Consider the following 18889-nt stretch of genomic DNA (forward strand, 5'->3'; position numbering starts at 1 on the left):
TGGGAGAGAACTTAAAAGAAACGTATTTATGTATTACACTTTAGATTATATAAAATCTTTATGTTATCCTAAATGATATTTAAAAAGCTAAACCCATACATCGAAGCAACCACAAAAATGACTGTCCATACTGCTAGACTTACCGTCATCCAGCTTATGACGTGTCTCCGGGAAGATCCAAATGTTAAAGCTAGTACGGCCGCAATATCAGTTCCTACAAGAATTGGAGCTAGCAGAGCTAAACCCGGAATACCATATCGTTCCCATATTCGTCTTGATCTGGTTTCCTTTTTAGAAGGTGTTGTTATCCCTTTTTTTAATTTTCTTGCCGTTCGCCATTTTGCTAACTGCTTAAAGAAGAAGCCCAGTAATAGAACCAAGATAAGATTCCCTGTAAATGCCATCAGTCCTACTGCAAATGGTTGTAATCCCCATACGATACCGAGTGGTACAACAATTGATACATCCATCCATGGAGCAAAAGCCAATAAAAATAAAACTAAATATTGCCATAATTCACCTGCATTTTGAGCCCACTCCAACATACTGTTTCATCTCCCTTTTTTGTTCAGATTAAATACGATTTAAAACACAAATAGTAGTTAACCAATAGACAATGTATTGACCTACACCTAGTACACCAATGCACATTAATGGAACGAGGATATTATGAGAAAAGAGGAAGCAAATTCCTGCCGTTACTGGAATGGCAAAGCTATAGTAAATATACACATTCCTACAAGCCTTATAGGTGACCCACTGTTGACCTTCATCTATTTCACGAAATTCGGATGGTATAAATCCAAATACTTTAATCTTATCATCAGGATTCTTTCGGTTATAAAGCTTTGTAAGAATGAACCACAAAAAAGTAAACATTACCAAAATCCCAAAACACAATCTAGCCAAAGCGACCTGTGTGCTCATAAGAGAAAACAGTAAAAATGCAATGATCAATACAAATAAACTCGCACCAATAAGCGGTGATCTCAAAATCTGTTTTATCATAATCAGTCATTCCTTTCTTTTTAAATAAAAAACATCTTCTACAGTAACATTAAACGCAGCAGCTATTTTTAACGCCATAGTGACAGATGGAGAATAATCACCTTTTTCAATTAATCCGATTGTCTGCCTTGTCACTCCAATTGCATCGGCCAAGTCTTGCTGAGTCCACCTAAATCGTGCTCGTAATTCCCTAACTCTGTTTTCAAGCATCATAATTTCCCTTCCCTCATTTTCTATAATTGTAAATGATTACAAATAAAATGTAAATAATCATTTGCATTTTGTCATAAATAATTGCCTAAGAAAACATAAATAACACCATCTATAATGGCGTTGTTTAGCTTATATGGCCTTTTAAATTTGATTAAGTACAAAAAGAATTAAACATTTTGATTAGAGCTTCATTTTATAACTTCGCATCACTTGCATCTAAGAACACAAAAACAGACTGTAGAGAAACTTTTCTCCACAGTCTGAAAACTACCTTTTATACCTTGTTCCCCCTGTACCAATGGATAATAAGATTTCCCACTCATGCACATTTTGCTTTCACTGAATTTCAATCACTCTGCTATTTCCGTTCTTTGCAATTTGTACTTTTGCATACAGTCCCTCCCCTTTTACAAGGGTAACAGGAACTTCACGCGTACTTCCTATCGTAACATACCCGTAGTTCATATATCCTTTTATCCAAATGCCTTTTTCTTTCGGGTAGTCATTGATCTTTATTTTATCTATTCGATAACTCTCTCCCTGTCCTTTTTTCAATTTTATAAATACAGGTGTTTTTGTTTCTTTTTTTGTGTCACGATTCAACATCATTTCGTTCGCTTCCGCTTCTATTTTGTAAAAAAACCACACTTTTTTCGTTTGAGCTGATTTCTCAATTGGATTTTCTAATCCTAGTAACACAGTATTACTGTTATAATAGTTCCATTCTTGATGTGTAACAGTACCTAATAAAATAAAAGTAGAAAGTATACCCACTAACCATACATATTTTTTCTTGTATGTTATATTATATGTTATGATATTCTCTTGTTTTTGCGGCTTTTTTATTTGTAACAATACAATCCCTGCAAGAAATAGCATCCAGCTTAATCCATAGTTTCCAATGTAATTTGTTTCATACATAATAAGATTCGTAAACAAATAAATAATGATACTAATCCGCTTCATTACAGAATCCTTTACATATAGCATGCTTAACACAAGAAGTAATGTATATCCACCATGTGCGATTACAATAAACCAAGAATCTGCACCTTCGTATTTCTCTAACAAATAGAAAAATACATATATCATTCCAAACCCAATACTATTTCGTAATAAAAATTCATTTTTTCGTGCAATCGCAAAAATAAAAAATCCGATATGAATGAGTACGAGATAACCCATACTTGTTGAAAAGTCCGCACCTCTCATACATTCACTTAGTATAATTCCTTCTAATAACCACCATAAACTATGTTGTTCTGCCTTATGTTTTGCGAACATCCAATACACAAAAATGCAACTAGCATACAACACTCCCCATATGTAATGGTGATCTGTTACAAGTGTTGTAATTCCCGCCATGATAGCGAAAACAAATAAAAAAATACGTAAAAATTTTGCTGTTATTTTTTTATATCCCCATATTCCAAGCACACTGAGCATAGCGCTTGTAATCATGATTACGCTGCTTTCTCTTAATGTTTCCCATAAAACAAAATAGAGACTCGCAAGGAAAAGAACACTTCCTATTGAGCTTACTAAAACATACAGCACATATTCTCCGATTTTCCGATGATTTGTTTGTGCTTGATTCTTTTTTTCTTGCCAAGTAAAAAATTGCTGCGTAATTACAACAAACAAAACGACCAATCCCATCAATATATAAGAGATATTCATAGTTAAATTTGTAAATAGGTTGGTAATATCTATCAATGCATACAATGACCACGCCGTTAGGATTGCGCCAGTTGTTATTCTATATAAGTTTCCTTCCTTTAACCTTTTAAATATAATAACGTACATGGCTGTCATGAGGATCGCACACACTACTTTGATCCAATAGTTAGGCTCTCCTCCTTCGTATGAACTTACAAGGTACACCATCCATAATCCTAATAAACTAGTTGTGTAAAATAAATAACGCCCCGGCATTTTCAGCTCAATTCGGTACCATATAAGGGAAGCGATAGTTATTAAAATAGATTGCCATTTATCTGAAACAGTAAACCACTTCATTTCGTTTATCGTTGATAAAAAGAAAAGTAACGCTCCGCCTCCAAACATATACCATTCTGCTTTTTTGTCTGTTACATAAAGATATAACGCTGGAAGTAACCAACTAACAGACAGCCATACTTCTTCGTTTTCTACACCGTAAATATTTCGAAGCATCCAACATGACCACGCATAAGCGAGATATAAGGTTACACGCATACCCCTTAGAAACAACGTGTTTGCACACATTATATTTCTTATCGCAAAATACCACACTATTCCAATGATAAGTACCCCGATAATAGCTAAGCTTTGATACACGGTAGCCCATGAGTAGCGCATAGTCATCGTTAAAACGATATAAGCACCAAGTAAAGACCATATTCCAAGTATTTTAAAAACGTCATCTTTCCAAGCTTTCATCCCCCATCCCTCCTTCTACAAGTGTATTCCTTTTATACGTATTTTCCACTTGTAATTTATATATTTTTCCAATTTATTATTTTTGATTTAATCATATAGGATAATGCTATAAAGAAAATAAAAAGATCAAGGTTTCTCTTATTTTTATAGAAACCTTGATCTTCTCAACACTTCATTCTAAAAGATTTCAACACGTAGTAACTGTCCTTTATTCTTTAAATATAATAGCATTTACATCAGTTCTAGTATGGTCTTTATCACCACCTCCGGATTTTCCAACTGAATCGAATGACCATTCTCTGTTTGAATATGCTTTGTACAGTTTGTTAGTTGGCATAAAAGTTGCTGCTCTTTCGTTGCATTCTTTTTTCTTATGTACATATTTACACCTGTAAATGGAAATAGTACTGTGCTAATTGCTGTTTTTAAAAGAGAATCTACTTGAAAACTCATGATAATGGTTGTGCCTCCATCCAACTTTTTAATAATTGTTGTTCTTTTTCAAATGCTAACCCTGCTTTTCGTTCTTCAGTTTCACTACGCAACTGTTCCCACTTCCAAATATCAAAAATCGTTTCTTCAAGTGAGCGAAATGTCAGCCCCGTACTTAACACCTTATCAATATGAAATGAACCGTCACCTCGCCAAGGTTCTTTCTCTTCTGGAAGAGCAAATTCCTCCGGTATCCATAACGGCATTTCAGTCCAATGCGCTACATTGTTCTCAAGTAAAAACTTTTCACTTACCCAAACAAATTCTGCGTCACTATTTGTTATACCTTTGCAACTTTCTAATAACCGCTCCATTGTTAATGGATAGTCTGGTCCTGTCACATTATAAATTCCTGTAATTTTTCGTTCAATCATGTTAACAATCCAAATTGCCAAATCTTTCACATCAATAAATTGCACTCTTCTTTTTGGATTTCCTGGCGCTAATACTCTGCCGCCTTTTACGATTCGTTTTATCCAATAAGGTAACCGATCTGAATAATCATTTGAGCCGACAATAAGCCCCGCTCTTACAGACAGTACTTGACCCGGCAAATGTTTCTCAGCTTCTATTTCGCATAATCTTTTTAAAGGACCATAATACTCGTTGTAAGTAGTCCCTGCCGCACTCCGGTTAATTTCTGCTACTTTTTCTTCTGATAAAGTTTGTACTTCATAATCTTCTGTAATTCCCACTGGAATCCAATCTTTATATACAGACAGACTAGAGATAAAGGTATAATGCCGAACATGATTTGCTAACATAGATGTGGACTTCTCTACAGTTCGCGGTGCAAATCCGCACGTATCAACTGCCGCATCCCATACTCTTCCCTTCAGTACATCTATGTCTCTATCTCGGTCACCGATAAGCACTTCTACTTTTTTATCTTTGAAAATATCATTGTTGTTGCCCCGATTCAATATAGTCACTTCGTGGTTTCTCTTCAATGCTTCTTCAACAACAGCTCTTCCTAAAAAGCGTGATCCACCTAAGATTAATAATTTCATTCCCATCCCTCCTCACACGAATAATTCGTCATTTTCAATAACATTTCCCTTAGAAGTTATGCGATTTCATCAAAATTCAAAATTTTTATCCTATTTTTACATTTCAAGGGTTTACAAAAGTTACCTAATTGTATATACTTACTTAAGTAAGAAAAAATTTCCAAAGGAGGTCGAATGAAATGATGAAAATAAGTGTTTATGTAGCATCTGTCTCACAATCAAATATATATTCGACCACCCAAATGGAGAATTAAAAATCGCCTTTATTATGATTTAGATAATTCTGCCACAGGAGGTCGAATGCCTTCCTGTGGCTTTTTCATGCCTTGCCACAGGAGCACTTTGTCTTCCTGTGGCTTTTTTGTGCGATTTTCGCTTTCTTATAAATTTATACATTCGAGAGGAGTAAACAGTATATGACATTTCATGTATTCTTTTTAACGATTACGATTCAAAAAACACGTCTATCTAAAGAAGAAATTGAACATGAACAACGTGTTCAAAAGATCATGGACGAAGTAAAAGATCGTCAAATTTCGTTTTATAACCACCTTTAATTTTTTAATAACAAATAACGATGAAAGGAGATGTTTAGAATGTTTTTGTCAAAGCAGCGAATTATGATTTGGATTGTGGAGGTAGACTCTGCATAACAAATCATAGTCTTTTCCAAGAATGGTAAATAAACCAAGATAAGTATTTAAAAGAAATACAGCACTATTGAAAATTATCTTTGTCATGTTTGTAACATACAGCAAAGCAGTTTGCAAAATTTGAAAAATCTACTGCTGGAATAAAGTGAAACTTCCATCAGTGGGAGTTTTCTTCATCCTCCCCACTGATGGAAAGCTCTCACCAATCGAGCACATGCCAGCAGTTATTCCCCACCTATTCTTTGAATCTTGAGATGGGGGTCTTACCACTCGCGAATAGCGGGATAAAATCATACTATTGGTACTAAAAAACAAGAAGACCAGCTACAATATGTAACTGGTCTTCTTTCTATTTCTTATTTTTTTTCACTTTAAAAAGCCTTACTAAATTTAAAACGATTGTTTTCGTCACAGCATACGCTGGTACAGCTAAAATCATCCCAATAATTCCCGCAAAATTTCCGACACCAAGAATTAACACAATAATCGTTAACGGATGGATATTTAATTTTTCACTCATGATTCGCGGTGATAGAATATTACTTTCAAATTGCTGAACAATCGTTACAACAACAATAACCCATAACGCTTGCACCGGTGATACAAATAGTCCAACAATAACCGCAGGGGCTGCCCCAATAAATGGACCTAAGTTTGGAATGATATTCGTAAGTGCCGCCACAACTCCTAAAATAAAAGCATAAGGCATCCCGATAATTAAATAACCGACAAATGTGAAAGCTCCAACAAATAAACAAACAAGCGCTTGGCCTTGAATGTATGCAGCAAGGGTTTCATTCATCTCTTTTAAGACACGACGCCCTTCTTCATGATACGACTCTGGTAAAAAACGAACTGCTGCTCCAGGAAATTTATGTCCATCTTTAAACATATAAAACAAAATAAATGGAACTGTGAAAATAACTAATGCAATATTTGTAATAATACTAACTAATACAGTCGCACTCGCTGTAAGCGTATTTGGTATATCTTTCAAATAATTAAGAGCATTCTTTTCTAATACTTCTAATGAAACATAATCTTGTGTTGTAAGCCATTGAAATAACCTATGATTTGATAAATCTGTTATGTATTCTTTCCCAACCTTAATATAAGTTGGCATGTTCTTTATTAAATCCATCAGCTGATGAGAAAGAGTTGGAACCACAACACCGATCGAAACAGCTATTAGTGCAATAATGAATACGTACAGTAGCAAAATAGCTAAACTACGCGGCACTTTTTTGTTCTCTAAAAAAAGAAGAACTGGATTAAACATAAAATAAAGAAATAAAGCAATTAAAATTGGGAAAAACAATGTGGAGATAAAAATACCGATTGGCTGAAATAAAAACGAAATTTTTGTACAGATAAAAATAATCGTTACAACCATCAGCACTTCTAATGTCCAAAAATGAGCTTTCGATTTCAAAAAAAAAGCCTCCTTTTAAATTTCTCCTCTCATTGTAACAAATCAAAACAAAATTTTACATGCTATTTCTTCGTTCTTTATTCCAAAACATAAATAAATACACTACAATAAAGACATATAAAAATTTGCAACTAAAAGGTGATAGCTATGACGATGTGCAGTATATGTAGAGAAAAAGAGAAACAACATGCAGAACAATATGTTATTCCAGAAGTGTTATGTGGATATTACTATATCAATACAGTGTGTGAAGCATGTCATGAAAGAGTAGTAACAAATGTAGATCGTCCATTAATTAGCCATAAATTAATTCAGTATAAAATAGATCAACTTAAACATCAAATTGATTCCCCTCTTCTAGATATATATGATGAAGAATATACAAATGACGAAGCTGATAGCGACGAATTTCAATTTTCAAATTCTCTTATTATGAAACTATGCAAAAGACATGATATCTCACTTCATGATGAAATATGGAAAGAAGAACGAGTAAAAAAAGTTGCCGGTTCCATTCAACGCGAATTACTGCTTGATAATCGCAAGTATAAGATGAGTTTATTGAAAATGGCTTATTTATTTGCTGTACATACAATAGATGATTATTTTCATGATCCAGATGCTGTTGCCATTTCTAATATTTTATTCAGTGTAGATTTTATCGAATTAAAAGATAGAAATATTGTACGAGATTTAAGCAAAAGTTCATTGTGGAACACATTAAATACCGACTGCGAAAATCATTATTTTATTTTATTAAGCGATAAAGATGGCTTATTCTGTTTTATTCGCCTCTTTGATGTGTTTGATGTCGTTGTTCATCTTTCTCAAAAAACATATGACCTTCCGTCGCCAATTGTTGGTGTAAATGATACAATCAATCAAGAGTTTTACAAAAAAAGTTTAAAAGAATATATGAACGGATTATTTAAAACAACAAGCGGAACTCGATCTTAAAAACCAATCGATGTGATTACAAAAATAAGAACATACGGTCTCCTTCCTTACATAAACAGGATTATGCTATAATAACAATGAAAAGAGCAATACAATCACATAAATAAATCAAATTAGCATATGAATAGAAAAAGACTAGTGTGCGGCAACACACTAGTCCCATATAACTCAGCAGAGTGGATTATTCATTATCCTATTTGTTTCTTATGAATGAAACAACCCACCTTCTATTGGCGTAGAGTGGGTTGTTATTTTTTGAGCTTGTCAATTAATAACACAACAAACGTCAGCAATGCAATGAGAAAAAGACCACCTTGCAAAAGTAACGAAAGTTCACTCAAATTATCACCTCCCTTCATTAGAGAAGTGATAATAGAACAACCACCCTGGCCATGAGTTACTCTTTCATTTTATCATATTCTTCTAATTTTTACGACGAAAACCGGTAAGCTTTATGCATGCCGGTTTTTAATTGTGTTGAAAAATAATAAATGTGACATACTATGAAAAAAAGAAGGTATTCACATGCAAAGAAGGATAAAAAAGGGAATAAAACGAATAAGTCTCGTACTCCTCATTGTCCTAGCAGGAGGAGTGATTTGGTTGTACAGTACAAGTGCTGGTCATAAACTTCGCGAAATGATCGGAGGATCTATTCTGTCATCACAGCACCCACAATTCGCAAGATTACTTTTGTCAAAAGATGAAATTCAACAATTGGAAACTGCTATTTATGCACCGCCCACCCAAAAATCAAAACTTCACAATTTTTTGTTTTCGCGTAAAAAACAGCACTTATCTGTAACTGTTGAAACACACGAAGATCCACATTTCACAGCAAAAATAATGAAGGTTAACGATCCGACTACCGTTCATTTAGTAAGTTCCAAATATCATAATCAAGGACAACCATTATCTGATCTCATTGAACAAAATGGGGCTTTTGGAGGTATCAACGCAGGGGGATTTAAAGATCCAGGAGGTGTTGGGCGTGGCGGAGAAGTCATAGGGATTGCAATTTCTGATGGCATTATTCGTTCAGAGCCTGGATTTAGTCGAGATGCACGAAATGCTGTTTGCGGATTCACAAAAAAAGGACAATTCATTACAGGAACATACTCCATTAATGAGTTAGAACATATGAACGTAACACAAGCTGTTACATTCGGACCGCAACTGATTGTAGATGGAAAAGATATGGTGACGGATCACATTGAAGAAGCATATGGCTGGGCGCCTCGAACAGGAATTGGGCAAGATTCACAAGGGAATGTAATAATGATTGTAACAGACGGAAGATTTTATTGGAACAAGCATCACCGTGGTGCTTCTATGAGAGATATGGTATCTCTTTTCCAAAAATATGGATGTATAGATGCATTTGCCTTAGACGGCGGAGGTTCTTCAACAATGATCTATAAAGGGGAATTACAGCTTAAACCTGCAACTGAAACTTCCATAGGAATGCGCTATCTTCCAAATGCATTTGTAATCATCCCGAAATAACAAGTAAATAACTACCGGCTGAATGTTTCATTTCTCGGCCGGTAGTTATTTACTTGTCACTCTACCATTTTATTTAAACATTTCATTTAAACGCTCTTTATAAAATGTAATTGCTTTTGCATATGTTTTTACACTTTCCGTTTTCATTGCCACATCTAGCAGGAGTTTCATCGCTTCTTCATGAGATTGTACATTATACTTTGCCAATGATAAAAACACTTTCATGACATCATCATCTGGATAACGTTCTATTCCAGCTTCTAATGCAGCAATCGCTTTATCATATTCCCCGATACAGCGATATGTACTCCCTAAACCGATATAAGCCCCGCGTAAGCTTTCCCCTTCTAGTCCCTGCTCAATAGCTTTCTCATAATATAAAGCGGCTTCCGTTTCCATTCCCATCGCATCATGCGTCCATGCACATTGATACAAGACTTCAGGATCTTGCGTAAAGTTTGTTAAACCTAACAATATCTCTCTTGATTGAACAAATTTTTGTTCGTTGCGTAGTTTTATTGCTTTTTTTAGTAGATTTTCCATTCCCTTGCCCTCCTCATTTCACTCAATATATCTATGTATAATTCCCAGCATTACTTTTTAATGATATATATTCCCGTTTATTATGAGTGATGAATAAGCAATTGTTCTCTTTCAGAATGAATCGTTGCGATTTTATCAATCAAAATTTTTGCTGTCTCTGCTTTATCGTTACATACTTGCACGTCACCATCTTTAGAAATAATGTAGTGATTCGTTTCATATGTATATAGTGCATCTGAAGCATTCGCAACCATAAAATCTGCTTGTGAACCTTTCATTCGAGCTTGTGCTCTATTTACTAATTCTTGTTGATTTACACCGCTTTCTAATTTAAATCCAGCTAATACAACATTTGGATCCCATTGTTTAATTTGTGCCAATACCTTTGGAGCTTTCTTAAAATGAATAACTGGCGGCATCTCACTTGATAACTTACCTATTTCATTCATTATATTTCCGTCTCGATCGACAATTTTATCAACAATCCAGTCTGATCCAGCCGCTGCCATAATAACAATATCTATTTTTTCACTTGTAATTATTTGTTTCATTTTATCTTGTAAATCGATAATTCCCTCAAAAGAATAAGATGAAAGATTATCAGCTGTTTCAGGTTTTTCTGCAAAATAACCGTGTAAATATATAACCGAAGCTCCTACTTTCAAAGCTTCTTCCGCGAGAAGTCTTCCCATTCTTCCTGTTGATAAATTTGTATGTCCTCTAACTTGATCCCACTTTTCTAAACAACCGCCGCTTGTAATTAGTATCTTTTTCTCCTTCATGTTCTCCATCCTTTACTAACATATTTTATTCGTTTGTTTTTGTGTTAAAAACCACTCTGTTCCAAAATCGACAGCTTTTTGTTGTTTCATCAATTTACATGATGCATTTCCAATCGTTCCATATGTAACCATTCCTGTTTCATCAAATGCCTTTCCTAGCGGCTCAAAATCATCAGAATCATATTCGAATTCCTCATACTCTTTCCATATACGAACTCCATTTTCAATAATCGGTGCCCCAATTTGTATTTTATCTCGAAATTGCGCACGAACTTCAGATAAATGAAGTGATGTATTGGAATCATGATCCACCCCAATTAGCAATATATATCCATCTAAATCATATATTTTTTGTAAAGGTGACAGTTCTCCAAAACTAGGAGAAAGTTCGTGATTTTCGGTAATTTGTTCTGCATTCTTTCCCCATGCTGCAAAACTATGTAAAGGATGATTACTTCTCTTTGTATTTGGATAAGTACGAAAACATTCCACTACTTTTCCCATACTTCGCGTTGGTGTTGTTTTTGGATCAAAAGGCGGTACATTGTCACGAATAATTTCCCACCAACTTTCCGGAACCGGTGGCATTTGCCAATTTTTCGGATCAGATAAATCACTCGTTTGCGTCGGCATAACAATTGTCCCTTCTTCTGTAACAACTTTCATTAATGCTTCTACTACAGCCAAAGCCCCTCCACTCACCCAGCCTATAGAACTAAGGGATGAGTGCACAATTACGGTCATTCCTTCTGTAACACCTAACTTCCGCAAATCACTTGTGATTGTATGAATTGTATTTGGTATTTTTGTCTTTGTAATAATATCGTTTATATTCATAAAAAGTCCTCCATGCTATATAGGAAATATAATTTCTTATAAATTCCATTTCTATATTATCATATTTTTCTTAATATTTAACAAAAACAAATAGAACAACTTGAAATACATAGTTGTAATTCATTAAATATAGAAATAGACATACAAAAACGCCATTCTTTCCTATGATTCTACAGAAAGAATAGCGTTTTTTTTTATTGTAAGGGATATTTTATTTTGTTAGCTTGCTGGCGATGTGGTGCTACCCTAACAAGGCTTGAACTTGATAAAAGGAAAAAGGAGAACACATATTTCTCATGACTAATATGTATTCTCCTTTATTTTTAGAGATTTTTGTGATTTAAGTCTTGATAATGTTAAATTCCCAGGTATAGTTGACGGAAATGGGACTGATAGTAGTAAATTTCTTATATTCCTTCTTTTATAAAAAAGAGAGGAGGAGAACCTCCTCTCTAAACAATATAAAGATGTTCCCAATTTTTATTCATCATATATTATTCATGACAATCATGGTCTTTTGCTATAGCTAAAGCACTAAAGGACAGTGGTCCGACAACAGCAGCCGTTGTACCTTTTGTAATATTCTCAGCAGTTACACGATACTTATGAGAACCAGCTTTTACATTCGTGTCTATAGCTTGAAATGTTACAATATAAAATTGTTCTGAGTCAACAGATTCTATCCCTTGTTGAGCCATAAAGATTTCTTGATCATCACGAAAAACTCTAAACACAATTTGAGCGATACCAGTAATCCCTTTTATACCAACAGTTAAAATCAGTTCCACATGATTTTCGCGTGCATGTTTTTTCGGAATATGAACTTGTAGCTCTGCCAATTTAACTTTTTTTGGAGATTGTGGAATAGTAAAAGCTTTTGCTTCATCTACCTTACGAAGTGGCTCTGTTGCTTGGTAATCAATAATTCGAAATATTATAATCACCTCCTCTATCTCTATTTTAAAATATGTAATAGAGATAGAGTTTGCTTGGATATCTATCATTCTTTCTGTTTTTTATAGTATAAAAACATCAGTTGAGCCAATTGAATCTATTTCACTTTTTTATGGATATTTCTTATAAAAATAACACCATATACTCTTCATCCCGATATATTTCACCAATTTTCAATGCCTTTTTTTCTACACCATACGTTTCAAATCCAATTGAATGATATAATTCTTTTGCCGAAATATTGTCAGAAACAACCGATAAACCAATTTGTTCTATGTTTAGAGTCTTTGCTTTTTTCACGATTTCGTGTATTAGATTTCTTGCATATCCCCTCCCACTGCTTTGAGAACTTACATACATTCCTACGATGTGTCCTTTATGACGGAGCGCTGCTCTTGATTCTGTTAATAGTGCTACAATTCCTACTAGACTATTCTTCTCATCAAAGGCCCCAAACGTATAGTTATCTTCTGCTTGTAAATTTTGTGCCGCTTGTTTGATAGGTTCTTTCTTTTGCATTGCTTCTTCATATGTAGTAACGTATGCCTCTGGATTTTTCTGCAGTGCTTCTAAACGTAAATTCCAATAATTTTCCGCATCAGTTTCAGTTAAGATTCTAATCATTGTTTCGTCTCCTTTCTTACATATAAAATGAAAGCCTGCTGATAGAAAGGTTCTGTAAACTTAGACATTTTCCTTTTATATTATTAAAAACATTAAGTTTACATAATATTATTATATGGGACTTTTTTAGTAAAACGTTTATCACTCTAATCCATAGCTTTCTAAAACAACTTCCATGTTTAACTTTCTCATCATGAATTTCTCTGGTTCTGTAATTTTCTCAAATCCATACTGCTCGTATAACGTATGAGCATCTTGTGTAACTAACATAAATCGTGTACCTTTTAGCTTTGGATGGTTTACTATCGTCTCAATTAACCACTTGCTTAAACCTTTTCCTCTGCACGCAGGAAGAATAAATACATCTGCTAAGCAAGAAAAGCGAACAAAATCTGTGACGACTCTTGCAAAACCTACTTGTTGATTCGTTTCACTATCATATACGCCATAACAAAGTGATGAGTTTTGAATTATTTCTACAATTAGTGCTTTGTGTATCCCCTTTGCCCAATAAGAATCGTTACAAAGAAAATCATGAATGGTTTCAATTTGTAACAAGTCTTTATTGGTTGAAATATAATAACTGTTATTTTTCTATATATATAAATCAGTTTCCTTCATTTCAAGTTCCCCCTTATTTTACAAAGATAAAGGTAAATGTAAGTATTTTGGAATAGAGTCTAGAAACTCTGGTGTATATTTCAATGTAATAGAATAAGAATACTGTTTAAAATGTAATGTATTTTCTTTTTTCTGTACTTTTTGTATAAACTCTAGATTTGGAGTTCCAAAGGTAATGCTCATTGATGACATTAATGCTCTCATATCAATTGGAATCCACGGTCTTCCTTCTTTTATAACAACTACATGTGCAGTTCCTGCAATTACAAAATTGAATATATCTTGGTCATGTATTGTTTTCATTCGCAATGTATTTTTCAACCATTCTCGAAACATAGGAACAGACGGAACTGGAAATCCAACTTCTCGAACATACATAACTTGCAAAGGACCATTTTTTTGTAAAACATCTTCTTGTACATACTCGTGTGAAATAATCTCAAGAATATTTCCATCACTATCTTTAAAGTATATTGCTTTACTTATCGGAGAATGGTGCGTAATTTTTTCTCCTTGTTTATTTTTTAAAATTTGTACACCTGACTGTATAAGCCACAATGCAATTTCATTAAATAGTGAATGTGGCACTTGAAAAGCAAAATGTGTTGGTACAATTGGTTCTAATATTTCTTTGAAGCTAATTGTTGTAAAATGAGTAATTTGAAATTGAATATAAGTCTCTGTTTGTTTTACAATAGGAAATTGCAGGATATCGGCATATACTTGTTTAACGCCCTCAATAGATAATGTCTGTAATTCTATATTTGAAAAATGTGTAATCATATAGCATCCCTTACAAAATTAATACTTTCATTACTAGTGTATAAGATATATATAGTAAAAGAATCCACTTAACGGGGGATAATATATTTACTACTTTTGTAGCATAGACATATTCACCGATAGATTTTCAATATCCCTCTCTCTTTTTTCTATATATAACAAAGTGGCTTCCTTGCTCTAAATTGTATTTCCAATTAGGCGTAACTTGCAATTATACACAAATCTATAAAAACAAGGCTATGCGTGACTATACAGGAAACATAAACAAATATTAGGCCCTCTATTTATGACTTCATCAAAGATTTTATTGTTTTTACTGTATTGACTGTCACTACTCCGTAACATTTCAAAAAATCTTCCCTTAATATACTAAAACGATAACGATCAATAAATTCTCCATGTCTCAGTCGATCTTTTCTCATTAATCCTTCACGTACAAATCCAGCTCTTTCATAACTTTTCATCGCTTTCGTATTATCTGCATCTACTCGCAGCCAAATTTTTTCTAAATCGAATTGTTCAAAGCCAATTTGCAGCATTTGGGATAAAGCAGCCATTCCGTATCCTTTTCCCCAATATCGCTTATCACCAATCGCAATTCCTAGCTCTGCATTTTTATTTGTTCTATCGAAATTTTTCAAATCTACCCATCCGATATGCACACCTTTTTCGGAACAAATTGCTCTTTGCTCATATCCATTTGTTCGTTTCATACACATTTCAATCCATCTTCTTGTATCTTCACGCGTAAATGGTGGATATTGATCTGGAACCACTAAATGCTTCGTTACTTCCTTATCTAATGACCACTGATATCGGTCTTCTATATCATCTAATGATAATTCTCTTAATCGAATATTCGGTAAATTCATTGTGTAATTTCCTCTCATTTTGTATATGTATGTACAACTAACTCTCCTATATCTTTGAGTACTCGTTCTAGCTGATACCACTCTATATTTTCCTCATATGCATGAACAAATCCAATACACATTAACACTCGATCTTCTAAATATAAATAACCAACATCATTACAAACTTTTTCAAGCCCACCAGTCATATGTAGCCATTCATATTGAGTTGGGAATTGGAAACCATCCGGATCTTCTTGTTCTTTTAAAGATTCAAAGATAAGTATATTGTCCTTTTCAGTCTCATATAAACATTTCATAAAGTTAAATACACTAGTTGGTGTTCCGCAATTCTCATTTATACTTGTATTATCTTTGTTTACAATAATATCGAGTCCTATGTATTGTAATTCAATATTAATTTCATTTATATCGATTTTTTCTAAAATATAATCATACGCTTTCCTTGAATGTTTACTAATAGCTTCTTTGATCATTGTATGTTCTATATATTCACTTTTTTAAAATACAATACTTCCTACAATCCACTTTGCAATACTCGCTAAAGGGAATTTTTTATTTTCATTTATATATAGGCTTTCCTTTGTTTTTGTGTCATATAAATACAAAAACAATTCCATAGAAATTGGAATGAGTTTTGGCACATCTTTTACAAAAAATTTTCTATGCTCCATCACTTTTCCACCTTACCTATACAAAAACCATCAAAGAGCCTTCCTCCATACATATCTAACATGTGATTAACAAATACGATAATTTGACCTTTCTCTCCTGTTTTATAAAATTGTTCAAACACTGCTACAAACTCTGTAGCGAACTGCTCATCGTATTTCTTTAAGGTCTTCATAAACCATTTTGATTGTCCAGTCCAACAATTATTCATTCTCAATACGAATTCATGAACAAGATTTGCAAGATGATTTGCGATAAACAATTCCTCTTCTCGTTTTGTTGCACCTATAAAATCGTCTAACACATCCGTAATAAAATATCGTTTCTGTTGTATCGTTTCTTCTGTCCAAGATTCAGGTCCTTTTTCTAATAGTTGCTGCGCCTCTTTCTTTATCGTTGGTATGTTCCCTTTTATATCTTTTAACACAATTCCTTCTACAACCAGCTGTGGTAAAGAAGGACGACCGCGTTTACAATCACTCTCAAAAAACTCTTTATAAGATGTAAAGTTGTGCACAAACACCTCGACAGGCCACCCATAAGCTATGAAAGATTCACGATATGCAGACGAAAGCGTGCCATCAAAAATAATAATATCCAAATCCGAAGTTCTTGTTCCTTCTCCTCTTGCAATACTTCCTCCTAAAAGTGCCGCATCACAAGTTGGAAATTGAGATACTAGAACTTTTTTAGCTGCCTCCATTGGTTCCATTTTCATATATACCCCTCTTATTTTGTTTTCTCTGTCTTTTATTTAATTCTTACGATATATTCGACATTTATTTCTTTTTTCCTATTTTTAAATAAATATGGTATGTGAAATTATTAAAAATAAGTACCTAAAATGTTACTCGTCTTAATCATTGAGTTGTTATATCTCACTACTTTTAGGCGGTAAAATTCCTCATGTTTCAACCAAACATTAATAAAAAAATGAAAAATTCCTCACTGATTACAACTGAATTTTCATTAGTTACACCTTAAGTTATCTCAAAAAACTCTTAACGATCCTATACAGCTTGCTGTCTACTAAAACTATATTTTATGAGAAGCATGTACTCTTACCTTTCTTTAAACTCTCAGTTTAACTGAAAATTTTTATTTTAGTTATAGAACAATTTATAAGATGTTAGTAGACCTATTTCTGAAATTTAATTTACAAACTTATTATGATACGTGAAATTATATAGATTTGATTTAATAAAATATGGATGAAGATACGTTGTTGTCCGTAGAAATTCCACACTTCAAGCGTTAGTTAAGTGGGGGGAGTTCAATTATTTAACGCTATTGATTATTAGCTTAATAAAAAGGGCTCTCATTTTAAATATCTATACAAAAACCAGTGATATCCGTACGTATACATGATATCACTGGTTTTCACAAGTTTAACATTTTTATATTTTTTTCAAAAATGGGCTCTTATTATTGAAAAGATTGGGTTCTATATCACAGCCAAAAGGATAACCAGTGCTAAAACAGCTGGAAGTCCCTGTTTTACAATAATTGACTTGTTGGATGTAATGCCTCCGAAAACGGCCGCCACCACTACACAAATTACGAAAAACAATTGAATCATATGACCAATTGGATTGAATCCAAGTATGAGTCCCCAAATAAGCCCAGCAGCTAGAAATCCATTATATAGACCCTGATTTGCAAACATGACGGCTACGTTCCGATCTCCTTCTAAATGCTTCGGTAATTTGAAAGATCGTTTTGCCACCTTTGAATCAATAAAAAACATTTCAAGAATCATAATGAATAAATGCTCTAATGCTACGATTCCCACTAAAATCGCCGCAAGTATTTCCACACACTATTCTCCCCTCTCTGTTCCATCATATCAGTTTTATATTATTTCCATTGTGCAATTCTGTCGACTGGGAGACGGTATGAAGCATATCCTTCATCTGCTGCTTTTCCGATGGATAGAAGCATAACTGGTACATAACGTTCTTTATCTAATCCGAAGACTTCAGCGATATTTTCTTTGTCATAGCCCCCAATTGGATTTGTATCGTATCCATGTGCACGCGCTGTCAGCATTAACTGCATGGAGACAAGACCTGAGTCAATCAGAATAGTTTCGCGATTCTCTTGCATTGGAAGCTTTTCAAAATGTGCAGTCAACGCTTGTACTTGTCTGTCTTTTACCTCTTGTGGCATATATTCTAGTTCAACAGCTTTTGAATAAATTTCTTCTATATAGTCACCGTTGTTCATATCTGCAAATACTGCTATGACAGCAGATGAAGTGGAAACTTGTGATTGATTAAATTTAGCAAGTTTCGCAAGCTTTTCTTTCCCCTCCGCACTTTCGATAACAAGAAAACGCCATGGCTGTGCATTAACTGAAGATGGTGCTGTAGTAGCTTCCTCTAATATTTCGGTCATCTCTTCTTTGCTGATTTTGACTGTTGGATCATAATTACGTATGGATCGACGTCCTTTCATGATTTTCATAAAATCGTTTGTTTTTAATGTAGTTCCCATGTATAAACACTCC

General features: G+C 33.8%; 24 protein-coding genes. 3 read left to right on the forward strand and 21 right to left on the reverse strand.

What is annotated here, in order from left to right; translation table 11 throughout:
* Positions 1-68: 68 nt before the first annotated feature.
* The 6 genes from AB1284_RS10570 to AB1284_RS10595 all read right to left on the reverse strand — a co-directional run bounded on the left by AB1284_RS10570 (position 69) and on the right by AB1284_RS10595 (position 5144).
* The gene (locus AB1284_RS10570; RefSeq protein WP_429749552.1) at positions 69-545 is read right to left on the reverse strand and encodes a small multi-drug export protein; all 477 of its coding nucleotides are present in this window, start codon (positions 543-545) and stop codon (positions 69-71) included.
* Positions 546-573: 28 nt separating this feature from the next.
* Complete coding sequence (locus AB1284_RS10575) at positions 574-1008, reverse strand: hypothetical protein (RefSeq protein WP_429749551.1); 435 nt, start codon at positions 1006-1008, stop codon at positions 574-576.
* A gap of 6 nt (positions 1009-1014) precedes the next feature.
* The gene (locus AB1284_RS10580; RefSeq protein WP_429749550.1) at positions 1015-1221 is read right to left on the reverse strand and encodes a helix-turn-helix transcriptional regulator; all 207 of its coding nucleotides are present in this window, start codon (positions 1219-1221) and stop codon (positions 1015-1017) included.
* Positions 1222-1557: 336 nt separating this feature from the next.
* Positions 1558-3642: a hypothetical protein gene (locus AB1284_RS10585; RefSeq protein ID WP_429749548.1), complete on the reverse strand. Its 2085-nt coding sequence runs from the start codon at positions 3640-3642 to the stop codon at positions 1558-1560.
* Between the two features lie 231 nt (positions 3643-3873).
* The gene (locus tag AB1284_RS10590; protein ID WP_429749547.1) at positions 3874-4095 is read right to left on the reverse strand and encodes a hypothetical protein; all 222 of its coding nucleotides are present in this window, start codon (positions 4093-4095) and stop codon (positions 3874-3876) included.
* Entirely contained in the window at positions 4092-5144 is a 1053-nt protein-coding gene (locus AB1284_RS10595) for an NAD-dependent epimerase/dehydratase family protein (protein ID WP_429749545.1), read from the reverse strand. The genes AB1284_RS10590 and AB1284_RS10595 overlap by 4 nt, the downstream gene beginning before the upstream one ends.
* A 416-nt stretch (positions 5145-5560) precedes the next feature.
* Between AB1284_RS10595 and AB1284_RS10600 the strand changes: the two genes are divergently transcribed.
* Positions 5561-5701: a YrzI family small protein gene (locus AB1284_RS10600; protein WP_429749543.1), complete on the forward strand. Its 141-nt coding sequence runs from the start codon at positions 5561-5563 to the stop codon at positions 5699-5701.
* Positions 5702-6146: 445 nt separating this feature from the next.
* Here AB1284_RS10600 and AB1284_RS10605 read toward each other — a convergent pair whose 3' ends face one another.
* A complete protein-coding gene (locus AB1284_RS10605) occupies positions 6147-7229 on the reverse strand; it encodes an AI-2E family transporter (protein WP_429749541.1) in 1083 nt (360 codons plus the stop codon).
* A gap of 147 nt (positions 7230-7376) precedes the next feature.
* On the opposite strand from AB1284_RS10605, the gene AB1284_RS10610 reads away from it, so the two are divergent.
* Positions 7377-8186 carry an HNH endonuclease gene (locus tag AB1284_RS10610; RefSeq protein ID WP_429749539.1) on the forward strand — a complete coding sequence of 270 codons (810 nt, stop codon included), beginning with the start codon at positions 7377-7379 and terminating at the stop codon, positions 8184-8186.
* A 248-nt stretch (positions 8187-8434) separates the two neighbouring features.
* Here the strand turns inward: AB1284_RS10610 and AB1284_RS10615 are convergent, their stop codons facing one another.
* On the reverse strand, positions 8435-8527 hold the full coding sequence (locus AB1284_RS10615; RefSeq protein ID WP_098308626.1) for a putative holin-like toxin: 93 nt from the start codon (positions 8525-8527) through the stop codon (positions 8435-8437).
* Between the two features lie 262 nt (positions 8528-8789).
* Between AB1284_RS10615 and AB1284_RS10620 the strand changes: the two genes are divergently transcribed.
* Positions 8790-9692: a phosphodiester glycosidase family protein gene (locus tag AB1284_RS10620; RefSeq protein WP_429749537.1), complete on the forward strand. Its 903-nt coding sequence runs from the start codon at positions 8790-8792 to the stop codon at positions 9690-9692.
* Positions 9693-9761: 69 nt separating this feature from the next.
* On the opposite strand, the gene AB1284_RS10625 is transcribed toward AB1284_RS10620, so the two are convergent.
* The 13 genes from AB1284_RS10625 to AB1284_RS10685 all read right to left on the reverse strand — a co-directional run bounded on the left by AB1284_RS10625 (position 9762) and on the right by AB1284_RS10685 (position 18876).
* A complete protein-coding gene (locus AB1284_RS10625) occupies positions 9762-10235 on the reverse strand; it encodes a tetratricopeptide repeat protein (protein WP_429749535.1) in 474 nt (157 codons plus the stop codon).
* A gap of 80 nt (positions 10236-10315) precedes the next feature.
* Positions 10316-11017: a phosphopantothenoylcysteine decarboxylase gene (locus tag AB1284_RS10630; protein ID WP_429749533.1), complete on the reverse strand. Its 702-nt coding sequence runs from the start codon at positions 11015-11017 to the stop codon at positions 10316-10318.
* A gap of 15 nt (positions 11018-11032) precedes the next feature.
* Positions 11033-11854 carry an aminoglycoside N(3)-acetyltransferase gene (locus AB1284_RS10635; protein ID WP_429749531.1) on the reverse strand — a complete coding sequence of 274 codons (822 nt, stop codon included), beginning with the start codon at positions 11852-11854 and terminating at the stop codon, positions 11033-11035.
* 494 nt (positions 11855-12348) lie between these two features.
* The gene (locus AB1284_RS10640; protein ID WP_429749529.1) at positions 12349-12858 is read right to left on the reverse strand and encodes an exosporium protein C; all 510 of its coding nucleotides are present in this window, start codon (positions 12856-12858) and stop codon (positions 12349-12351) included.
* Positions 12859-12931: 73 nt separating this feature from the next.
* A complete protein-coding gene (locus AB1284_RS10645; protein ID WP_429749527.1) occupies positions 12932-13432 on the reverse strand; it encodes a GNAT family N-acetyltransferase in 501 nt (166 codons plus the stop codon).
* A 141-nt stretch (positions 13433-13573) separates the two neighbouring features.
* On the reverse strand, positions 13574-13990 hold the full coding sequence (locus tag AB1284_RS10650; RefSeq protein ID WP_429749525.1) for a GNAT family N-acetyltransferase: 417 nt from the start codon (positions 13988-13990) through the stop codon (positions 13574-13576).
* 81 nt (positions 13991-14071) lie between these two features.
* Entirely contained in the window at positions 14072-14836 is a 765-nt protein-coding gene (locus AB1284_RS10655) for a VOC family protein (RefSeq protein WP_429749523.1), read from the reverse strand.
* Positions 14837-15120: 284 nt separating this feature from the next.
* Entirely contained in the window at positions 15121-15708 is a 588-nt protein-coding gene (locus AB1284_RS10660) for a GNAT family N-acetyltransferase (protein WP_429749522.1), read from the reverse strand.
* A 14-nt stretch (positions 15709-15722) separates the two neighbouring features.
* On the reverse strand, positions 15723-16184 hold the full coding sequence (locus tag AB1284_RS10665) for a serine hydrolase (protein WP_429749520.1): 462 nt from the start codon (positions 16182-16184) through the stop codon (positions 15723-15725).
* A gap of 24 nt (positions 16185-16208) precedes the next feature.
* Complete coding sequence (locus tag AB1284_RS10670) at positions 16209-16382, reverse strand: hypothetical protein (protein WP_429749518.1); 174 nt, start codon at positions 16380-16382, stop codon at positions 16209-16211.
* Positions 16382-17092 (reverse strand): nucleotidyltransferase domain-containing protein, encoded by a 711-nt coding sequence (locus tag AB1284_RS10675; RefSeq protein ID WP_429754298.1) that lies wholly within the window; start codon positions 17090-17092, stop codon positions 16382-16384. Before AB1284_RS10675 ends, AB1284_RS10670 begins: the two co-directional genes overlap by 1 nt.
* A 732-nt stretch (positions 17093-17824) precedes the next feature.
* Positions 17825-18196: a DUF1304 domain-containing protein gene (locus AB1284_RS10680; RefSeq protein WP_429749517.1), complete on the reverse strand. Its 372-nt coding sequence runs from the start codon at positions 18194-18196 to the stop codon at positions 17825-17827.
* 41 nt (positions 18197-18237) lie between these two features.
* Positions 18238-18876: a nitroreductase family protein gene (locus AB1284_RS10685; RefSeq protein ID WP_429749515.1), complete on the reverse strand. Its 639-nt coding sequence runs from the start codon at positions 18874-18876 to the stop codon at positions 18238-18240.
* Positions 18877-18889: the final 13 nt, after the last annotated feature.

This window comes from Bacillus sp. S2(2024) (genome assembly GCF_050474045.1).
Classification (GTDB): Bacteria; Bacillota; Bacilli; order Bacillales; family Bacillaceae_G; genus Bacillus_A; species Bacillus_A yunxiaonensis.

Excerpts from the sequence above, each read along its gene's own strand:
- AB1284_RS10570 (WP_429749552.1), bottom strand. The coding sequence starts at position 545 with ATGTTGGAGTGGGCTCAAAATGCAGGTGAATTATGGCAATATTTAGTT.
- AB1284_RS10575 (WP_429749551.1), bottom strand. The coding sequence starts at position 1,008 with ATGATAAAACAGATTTTGAGATCACCGCTTATTGGTGCGAGTTTATTT.
- AB1284_RS10580 (WP_429749550.1), bottom strand. The coding sequence starts at position 1,221 with ATGATGCTTGAAAACAGAGTTAGGGAATTACGAGCACGATTTAGGTGG.
- AB1284_RS10585 (WP_429749548.1), bottom strand. The coding sequence starts at position 3,642 with ATGAAAGCTTGGAAAGATGACGTTTTTAAAATACTTGGAATATGGTCT.
- AB1284_RS10590 (WP_429749547.1), bottom strand. The coding sequence starts at position 4,095 with ATGAGTTTTCAAGTAGATTCTCTTTTAAAAACAGCAATTAGCACAGTA.
- AB1284_RS10595 (WP_429749545.1), bottom strand. The coding sequence starts at position 5,144 with ATGAAATTATTAATCTTAGGTGGATCACGCTTTTTAGGAAGAGCTGTT.
- AB1284_RS10600 (WP_429749543.1), top strand. The coding sequence starts at position 5,561 with ATGACATTTCATGTATTCTTTTTAACGATTACGATTCAAAAAACACGT.
- AB1284_RS10610 (WP_429749539.1), top strand. The coding sequence starts at position 7,377 with ATGACGATGTGCAGTATATGTAGAGAAAAAGAGAAACAACATGCAGAA.
- AB1284_RS10625 (WP_429749535.1), bottom strand. The coding sequence starts at position 10,235 with ATGGAAAATCTACTAAAAAAAGCAATAAAACTACGCAACGAACAAAAA.
- AB1284_RS10630 (WP_429749533.1), bottom strand. The coding sequence starts at position 11,017 with ATGAAGGAGAAAAAGATACTAATTACAAGCGGCGGTTGTTTAGAAAAG.
- AB1284_RS10635 (WP_429749531.1), bottom strand. The coding sequence starts at position 11,854 with ATGAATATAAACGATATTATTACAAAGACAAAAATACCAAATACAATT.
- AB1284_RS10640 (WP_429749529.1), bottom strand. The coding sequence starts at position 12,858 with ATGATAGATATCCAAGCAAACTCTATCTCTATTACATATTTTAAAATA.
- AB1284_RS10645 (WP_429749527.1), bottom strand. The coding sequence starts at position 13,432 with ATGATTAGAATCTTAACTGAAACTGATGCGGAAAATTATTGGAATTTA.
- AB1284_RS10655 (WP_429749523.1), bottom strand. The coding sequence starts at position 14,836 with ATGATTACACATTTTTCAAATATAGAATTACAGACATTATCTATTGAG.
- AB1284_RS10660 (WP_429749522.1), bottom strand. The coding sequence starts at position 15,708 with ATGAATTTACCGAATATTCGATTAAGAGAATTATCATTAGATGATATA.
- AB1284_RS10665 (WP_429749520.1), bottom strand. The coding sequence starts at position 16,184 with ATGATCAAAGAAGCTATTAGTAAACATTCAAGGAAAGCGTATGATTAT.
- AB1284_RS10670 (WP_429749518.1), bottom strand. The coding sequence starts at position 16,382 with ATGGAGCATAGAAAATTTTTTGTAAAAGATGTGCCAAAACTCATTCCA.
- AB1284_RS10675 (WP_429754298.1), bottom strand. The coding sequence starts at position 17,092 with ATGGAACCAATGGAGGCAGCTAAAAAAGTTCTAGTATCTCAATTTCCA.
- AB1284_RS10685 (WP_429749515.1), bottom strand. The coding sequence starts at position 18,876 with ATGGGAACTACATTAAAAACAAACGATTTTATGAAAATCATGAAAGGA.